At 67.9% G+C, this 7725-nt stretch carries 6 protein-coding genes and 1 pseudogene; 1 reads left to right on the plus strand and 6 read right to left on the minus strand.

Features of this window, described 5'->3' with window-relative positions; translation table 11 throughout:
- Together V7060_RS18315 and V7060_RS18320 are read right to left on the minus strand one after the other, a co-directional pair.
- The coding region (locus V7060_RS18315) for a HAMP domain-containing protein (protein WP_334180642.1) at window positions 1-1826 on the minus strand (1826 nt) is incomplete at its 3' end.
- 163 nt (window positions 1827-1989) lie between these two features.
- Entirely contained in the window at window positions 1990-2769 is a 780-nt protein-coding gene (locus V7060_RS18320; protein WP_334180643.1) for a flagellar brake protein, read from the minus strand.
- Window positions 2770-2973: 204 nt separating this feature from the next.
- Here V7060_RS18320 and V7060_RS18325 point away from each other — a divergent pair, with 204 nt between their 5' ends.
- On the plus strand, window positions 2974-3192 hold the full coding sequence (locus tag V7060_RS18325; RefSeq protein WP_334180644.1) for a polyprenyl synthetase: 219 nt from the start codon (window positions 2974-2976) through the stop codon (window positions 3190-3192).
- 33 nt (window positions 3193-3225) lie between these two features.
- On the opposite strand, the gene V7060_RS18330 is transcribed toward V7060_RS18325, so the two are convergent.
- From V7060_RS18330 to V7060_RS18345, 4 genes and pseudogenes are all read right to left on the minus strand, one after another.
- On the minus strand, window positions 3226-4116 hold the full coding sequence (locus V7060_RS18330) for a pseudouridine synthase (RefSeq protein WP_334180645.1): 891 nt from the start codon (window positions 4114-4116) through the stop codon (window positions 3226-3228).
- Window positions 4117-4149: 33 nt separating this feature from the next.
- On the minus strand, window positions 4150-5532 hold the full coding sequence (locus V7060_RS18335) for an aldehyde dehydrogenase family protein (protein WP_334180646.1): 1383 nt from the start codon (window positions 5530-5532) through the stop codon (window positions 4150-4152).
- A gap of 16 nt (window positions 5533-5548) precedes the next feature.
- Window positions 5549-7204 carry an acetolactate synthase large subunit gene (locus V7060_RS18340; RefSeq protein WP_334180647.1) on the minus strand — a complete coding sequence of 552 codons (1656 nt, stop codon included), beginning with the start codon at window positions 7202-7204 and terminating at the stop codon, window positions 5549-5551.
- Between the two features lie 250 nt (window positions 7205-7454).
- Window positions 7455-7725: pseudogene (locus V7060_RS18345) on the minus strand (methyl-accepting chemotaxis protein); the annotation flags it as partial.

Raw genomic sequence — 7725 nt, forward strand, 5'->3', positions numbered from 1 at the left:
TTGGCGTCGTCGCGCATGGTGGCGAACACGCCATGGAAGTCGCCTTCCATGCGCGTGGTCAGGTCGCCCTTGGACAGCGACTGCAGCACGCCGGACACGGCTTCGACGCTGCCGGCGATCGCGGCCAGCAGGCCGTTGACCTGCTGCGACAGCATCAACAGGAAGCCCTGCTTGCCGGTTTCGGCGATGCGTCCGCTCAGGTCGCCGTTTGCGGCGGCCTGCACGATGCGGGTGACTTCCTGCTCGACCATCACCTCGTGGGTGCGGTCCGCCCACTCGACCACGTAGCCGACGCGCTGCCCCTCGGCATCGGTTACCGGATTGATGATCAGCTGCATGATGCGGCCACCCACGCTGATCTGGGCGCGGTGGGTGCCCTGCAGCTGCGCCAGCATGCGCGCCTGGTGTTCGGGTTTCTTGTGGAAGACGTCGATGCTGCTGCCCACCACGGTGCGCACGTCGAAGGCGGACAGGTCGCGGCGCAGGTCCTGCTCGGCGTCTGCCAGCATCTTCAGCAGCGGGCCGTTGGCGTACACGATGGTGCGGTCGGCATCGGCGATCATGACGTTGGCGGTCACGTTCTCCAGCGCGGTGCGGATGCGCAGGCTCTCCTTCGCCACTGCGGCGTCGCGTTCGATGCGCTCGCGCAGATTGGCCTGCATGCTGCGCATGGCCTTCATCAGGGTGCCGATCTCGTCGTCGCCCCCGGCATCGATCTGGCTGTCCAGCTTGCCGCGTGCGATGTCGTCGGCGATGCGCACGGCGCCTGCCAGTGGCGTGGCGACCTGCCGGCGCAGCAGCCAGAACACCGCACCGCACAGCAGGGCGGCGCCCAGCACGCCCACCGCGATCACCGTCCACAACACGGCGCGGGCTTCCTGCATCAGCACGGCGCGCGGTACCACCACGCCCAGCGCGAAACGCTCCTGCGCATCGCCGATCTGCAGCGGCACGTAGGCTTCCATCACCGCTTCACCGGCCGCATTGGCGGATTCACGGAACACCGGCTCGCCGGCGGCGATCTGCTTCATCACCTCGGCAGCCTGCGCGCCGGCAAAGGGCTTGCCGACCGAGGCGGCATCCTGGTCGGCGATGACCACGCCGGCCGGCGTCAGCAGGCGCACGAAGCCTGCGTCCATCGGGGTGAGCCTGGCGATGCGCTCCTGCAGCGACTGCAAGGCGAAATCGACGGTCATGACGCCGACGTACTTGCCTTCGTCCAGCACCGGCGTGGACAGGGTCGTCATCAGCACGTCCTTGCCCGCGATCTTGTAGATGTACGGTTCGGCGACGACCGGGCGCTTCAGTTCGCGCGGTTTCAGGTACCAGTCGCCGGCGCCGGGGACTTCGTAGTCGCGCAGGGCCTCCAGCAGTGGCGCGCCGTCGCTCCACGCCCAATAGCTCATGAAGCGGCCGGTGTCGTCGTGACCTTCGGCCGTGCGGTAGTCCGCATCCTTGCCGTCGAAGGCATCGGGTTCCCACAGCGTGCCGACCCCGACCCATTCCGGGTGCGCTTCGAGCTGTCGCTTGAAGATGGCGCTGGCCACCGTGCGGCTTGGGCCGTCGCCCGCGCGCAGCGCGAGCAGCGCACCGGCCAGTGCTTCATTGGTATCGAACGCGCCTGTCAGTTCACCCTCGATGCGCTGCGCTTCGAGTCCTGCGAGGCCTTCCATCGTGGTCCGCGCCCCGGCCAGCAATGACTGGCTGCTGCGTAGGTAGCTGGCCGCCGCAGCGACGCCGAAGGCCAGCAGGGCGACGACGGCGGTGCCGTACATCACGCGCGTGGCGATGCTGCGGGAGGAGAAATGGGTGGAAGCGGGTGACATGGCGGCCTCGTGCAGATAGGGCGGTGCGGCGACCCCTGCGCGTGGCGGCCGGGCGGCCATGCCGGTGTCGCGGGAGCGTTACAGGCGGTATCGGCGGCAGCGCGGCGGGATTGAGGCGGCAACCGTCAATGCCGACGGATGGCGGTCGAAATGTCGACGCCGGTCACGCAGCGCCGCGCTCGCGGGCGCTGCGCTGGCGTTCCAGGCGGAAGATATAGCGCTGGATCAGCGCATCGCCGCCGCGCGGCATGTCGGTGAACTGGCAGCCCGCGCGCCAGCTTTCGCTGCCGTTCTGGTTGAGCTGGCGGTGCAGGCTCTTGACCATCAGGCGCACGCATAGCGGCCCGCTGTCGGGCAGGTGCAGCAGGCTGCCGGGAAACTCGTTGTAGGGCCGAAGCGTGGGTTCTTCCGCCTGCACGGCCAGCGCGATGCCGCCGCCGCTGACGTCGAGCACGCGGTAGTGGCGGTACGTGGTCTCTCCGTCGGGCTGGCGCTCGGGGATGCCGCACTCCATCGGCTGGGTCACCGGTACCTGCAGCCGGTAGAACTCGCGGCGCTGCAGGCGCAGCACGCTGTCCGGCAGCGATGCGCGGAACGCGACCTGGCCATCCTTCTGCAGGCGCTGCAGGTCGTACAGCTTGAACTGCACGTGGATGCGTTCCAGCCGCGACACGCAGGTGACGTGGCTGGCCTCCTCGAGGCTGCGGTTGATGGCTTCCGAGGCACTGCCGTCGATCAGCACGCCGTCCTCATCGTCCAGCACCTCGATGATCGAGGTCGGGAACGTATGGTTGCGCGGCAGCGCACAGCCGCTGACCAGCGCCCGCTTGTCGATCAGCGACTGCAGGATCTGTCGGATCGCGTACTCGCCGTGCACCAGGTACTTTTCTTCTTCGTCGTACCTGACGGGATCGGCCAGAGGGGCGTCGCTGGGCTCGGTCATGCGGGGCGGGAGCGTCAGGGCAGGGAAGGCGTCACAGACCGTATCGGCGTGCTCCAGCGCATCTTTAGCCGCCCGTGCGGCTGGAAAACGGCAGGCACGCGAGCGTCGGAGGCGGCCAGCCAACCGCTTCTGCCGGCATTTCCACCTGCAGCGCGTGCACCGGCTGGTGCACAATGCGGCGCCTGGAACCGACGTGGATGCATCATGGACATCGAAGCCCTCTTGAGTGCCGCTCTGCGCGAGGCGGGTTACGGGCCGGATGCCATCGGATCGGCGATGCCACGGATCCTGCGCATCCTGGAGGCCGAGGATGTGCGCATCGAACTGGGGCGCGCCCTGTCGCGCAAGGAGCGCGAATTCGTGCGCCTGCAGCTCGAACTGGGACTCGGCGTGTCGGAAGTGGTCGCCGGCCTGAAGAAGTAGGCGACGATCCGCGCACGGGGGCGACGTTCCCCGTCAGGCGAGCAGCTTCATGCCACTCGAGAAGCGCCGTTCGACACCGCTGAGCGGATCGACGAAGGCGAGTTCCCTGGCCAGGAGTTGCAGCGGCTCCGGATACTCGCCTGCCGTGCGGTCACGCAGTGCCGGATAGACCGGATCGTGGGCGATCGGCGCTCCCAGTGCCGCCATGTGGACACGCAGCTGGTGCTTCCGGCCGGTGACCGGCGTCAATGCGTACCGCCAGCGATGCCCGCCGCGCGCGATGACGTCGATGCGGGTTTCGCTGTTCGCCGGCCCCTCGATTTCCTGCATGCGGAAGAAGGGCTCGCCGGCGACCATCCGGCTGGAGCGCGTGCAGGGAAACACGACGTGGGGCAGGGGCGGTGCGAGCGCTTCGTAGGACTTCAGGATCCGCCTTTCGCGGAACAGCGCCTGGTAGCGCGCCCGGCTGTCCGGATTAGTCGAGAACAGCACCAGGCCGGCCGTATCGCGGTCGATGCGGTGCAGCGGCACCAGCACAGCGTTGCCCGTGCGGCGGATCAGGCGTCCCAGCAGCGTTTCATGGACATGGAGTCCTGCGGGCGTGACGGGCAGGAAGTGCGGCTTGTCGGCCACCAGCAGATCGGCGTCGGCATGGATGATCGCCTCGTCGAAGGGAATCGCCGGCTCGTCCGCGACTTCGCGGTAATAGTGGATTCCGGTGCCGACGCGGTATGCCGTCGTTGCCGTCACCGGCGTCCCGCCGGCATCCAGGACCCGGCCACGCGCCATCCTTTCGAGCCACTGCGCGCGCGGTACGCGGGGAAACCGTTCGCACAGGCACTCCAGCACGGTGGGCCATGCCCCGGGCGGCAACTGCAGGCTGCTGGCGGCGAGTCCATCGATGCAGGGCGGGCGCGTGCGCATGCGAAGCAGTGTGCCACGCCGTGATCCGCACCCTCACGCCCTGCGGACGACGATCATCTTTTCCTGTGTCATGTCGCGCATGGAGTAGGGAATGCCACCCGTGCCGTATCCCGACTCCCTGCGGCCTGCGAATGGCATCCAGTCGGTCCGGAACGCGGTAGGGTCGTTGATCATCACGGCCGATGCGTCGAGGCGGTCGGCGGCGCGCATGGCGATGTCGATGTCCTGGGCGAAGATGCTGGCCTGGAATGCGGTGGGTAGCGCGTTCGCGCGGGCGATCGCATCGTCCAGGTCGTCGTAGCGGTAGACGGCGACGACCGGGCCGAACACCTCCTGCGTCGAGATCCGGGCATCGGCGGCCGGATCGAGCAGCACCGTGGGCTGCAGGGTGGTCTCGGACAGGCGCTTGCCGCCGGTCGCGAGCGTCGCTCCGCCGGCGACCGCCTCATCGATCCACCCGGCAACCCGGTCGGCCTCGCGGGGCAGGATCAGCGGCCCGACCTCGGTGTCCGCCAGCGTCGGGTCGCCTGTCCGCAGGCGTTCCACACGGGCGATGAGCATCCGGGTGAAGTCGTCGGCGATCGCCCTGTGCACGAAGACGCGCTGCGTCGATACGCAGACCTGTCCCGCATGGTAGAAGCCGCCCTTGACGATCGGCTCGATGATTTTTCCGAGATCCGCGCTGCGGTCGACGATCGCCGGCGCCGCGCCGCCGTGTTCCAGGGCCGAGCGCGTACCGTGGGCGATCTTGGCATGCAGCGACCAGCCGACCTTCGCCGACCCGATGAAGCTGAGGAACGCGATGCGCCGGTCGGTTGCCAGCTTCTCGGCCAACGCGTTGCCTTCCGGCACGAAGGTCTGGCACCAGGGTTCCGGCAGGCCGGCCTCGTGGACCAGGGCGACGAAGTCCAGGCAGGAGAGCGGTGTCGTCGCCGCCGGCTTGACGATGACCGGGCAGCCGACCGCGATGGCCGGCGCGACCTGGTGGACGATCAGGTTCAGCGGATGATTGAACGCCGAGATCGCCGCCACGATGCCGATGGGTTCCTTCACGGTGAAAGCCCAGCGGTTTTCCGCCGCCGCCGACAGGCCCATCGGGATCTCGCGGCCGGCGAAATTCCGCAGTTCGTCGGCGGCATTGTGGACGCCATCGATCGCGCGGTTGGTCTCGACGATGGCATCGGGAAGCGGCTTGCCGCCTTCGCGCGCGATCTGCATGGCCAGATGGTCGCGCCTGGCATCCATCAATGCCGCAAGCCTGCGCAGCACCGCGATGCGCTGGTGCGGTTTGAGCCATCCGTCGCGGTCCTTGAATACGCGCTCCGCTGCCTGCAGCTTGCGTTCCAGCGCCGCCGCATCGTCGGTCGCGATCCCGGCGATCGGAGCGCGATCAAAGGCCTGTACGACGGTCAGCATGAGGCTTCTCCCCGTTTCACTTGCAGTCCAGGTCGGGCGCACGGTTGCGCAATTCGTCGACCAGCACGCGGGTGTTCTCGGAATAGTCGATCGGCACATCGACAAGGTGGACGCCACCGCCCGCGAAGGCGGCTTCGAGCACCGGTACGAGTTCCTCGACCGCGTTCACCCGTGACCCCTTGGCGCCATAGGCCTGGGCATAGCGCACGAAATCGGGATTGCCGAAGCGCATGCCGAAATCCTCGAAGCCATCCACCGCCTGCTTCCAGCGGATCATGCCGTAGGCGCTGTCGTTGAGGATGACCACGACCAGGTTGAGCCCCAGCCGCACGGCCGTCTCCATCTCCTGCGAATTCATCATGAAGCCGCCGTCGCCGCACACCGCCATGACGCGGCGGCGCGGATACAGCATCGCCGCCATCATCGCCGACGGCAGGCCGGCGCCCATCGTGGCGAGCGCATTGTCGAGCAGCAGCGTATTGGCCACGTGGGTGCGGTAGTTGCGGGCGAACCAGATCTTGTACATGCCGTTGTCGAGGCAGACGATGCCGTCGTCGGGCATGACCTGGCGGACGTCGTGGACGATGCGCTGCGGCGTCACCGGAAAGCGGTCTTCCCCGGCGCGGTCGTTGAGGCGCGCAAGGATCTTCTGGCGCAGCCCGATCATTCCCTCGTCCGGCGACAGCCGGCCTTCGAGTCGCCCGGCGAGGGCTTCGACCGATGCCCCGATGTCGCCGATCACCTCGATGTCCGGGTGGTAGACCTGTTCGACGGTGGCGGACTGGTAGCCGACATGGATGACCTGGGGTCCGCCGTCGTGCTTCATCAGGAAGGGCGGCTTCTCGACGGTATCGTGGCCGATGGCGACGATCAGGTCGGCGCGCGCGACGGCCTCATGGACGTAGTCGCCCTCCGAGAGCGCGGCGGTCCCCATGTAGAGGTTGGAGCCGCCGGCGACGGCGCCTTTGCCCATCTGGGTATTGAAGAAGGGCAATCCGGTGCGCGTCACGAAGTCCGACAGCGCGCCGGCGAGCCAGGGTCGGCTGCAGGCTGCGCCGATCATCACCAGCGGCCGCCTGGCGGCGAGGATGGTGTCCGCCGCCCTGTCGAGTGCGGCAGGAGCGGCGAGCGGGCGCTCGATTGGATGCACCGGGATGATGGATGCGTCGTCGACTTCCTCCGCGGCGACGTCTTCCGGCAGTTCGAGATGCACCGGGCCAGGCCGTTCGTCCATCGCCACGCGGAACGCATCGCGTACCGTCGTGGGGATCGCCGCCGCGCTGACGATCTGGCGCGTCATCTTGGTCAGGGGCTTCATCGACGCGACGATGTCGACAATCTGGAAGCGCGCCTGCCTGGCGCTCATCACCGCCTTCTGGCCGGTGATCAGGATCATCGGCATGGCGCCAAGGTGCGCATAGGCCGCGCCTGTCGAAAAGTTCAGCGCGCCCGGACCCAGCGTGGCCAGGCAGACGCCGGGCCTTCCCGTCAGCCGTCCGTGCGTCGCGGCCATGAAGGCCGCTGCCTGTTCGTGGCGCGTCAGGACCAGTTCGATGCGCGAGGTGCGAAGCGACTCGAGGAAGTCGAGGTTCTCCTCGCCAGGTACCCCGAAGATGCGGTCCACGCCTTCGTTCTCGAGTGCGTCGACCAACAAGGCCGAACCCTTGCGCATAGCTTCGATCTCCATGGAATTGAGTCAGTCGGAAGTCGATGACGTCATGGAGGATCGAGTCTAGCAAGCGAGGTGTTAACGCCACGGGCTTCAGGCGATCGAACGCTTGCGCACATGGTCGGCCGGCGGATGCGCACCTGCGTGATGCGTCGGTGCATCCAGGGCGTCAACAGGTTGCCGACCATGGCAGCGATGCCCCGCAGAATGCCGCGCACGACCCGGCATACCGGGTCGCGTGCGGTGGCCTGGATCAGAACTCCTGCCAGTCGCCGTCGGCGAGCGCGGGTTCGGGCCTGCGCGCCACCGGCGTGCGGGCGGTGGCCCTGGCGGCCGGCCTGGGCGCCGCCACGCTGGATGCAGTGGCCGCCTTGCGTACCGGTGCGCTGACCGTGGTCTGCAGCTTGAACACCGATACCGACTCGGTCAGCGACTGCGCCTGCTCTTCCATCGAACGGGCGGCGGCGGTGGCTTCTTCCACCAGGGCCGCGTTCTGCTGGGTGGTCTCGTCCATCTGCACGATG

This window comes from Pseudoxanthomonas sp., assembly GCF_036845285.1.
Taxonomy (GTDB): domain Bacteria; phylum Pseudomonadota; class Gammaproteobacteria; order Xanthomonadales; family Xanthomonadaceae; genus Pseudoxanthomonas_A.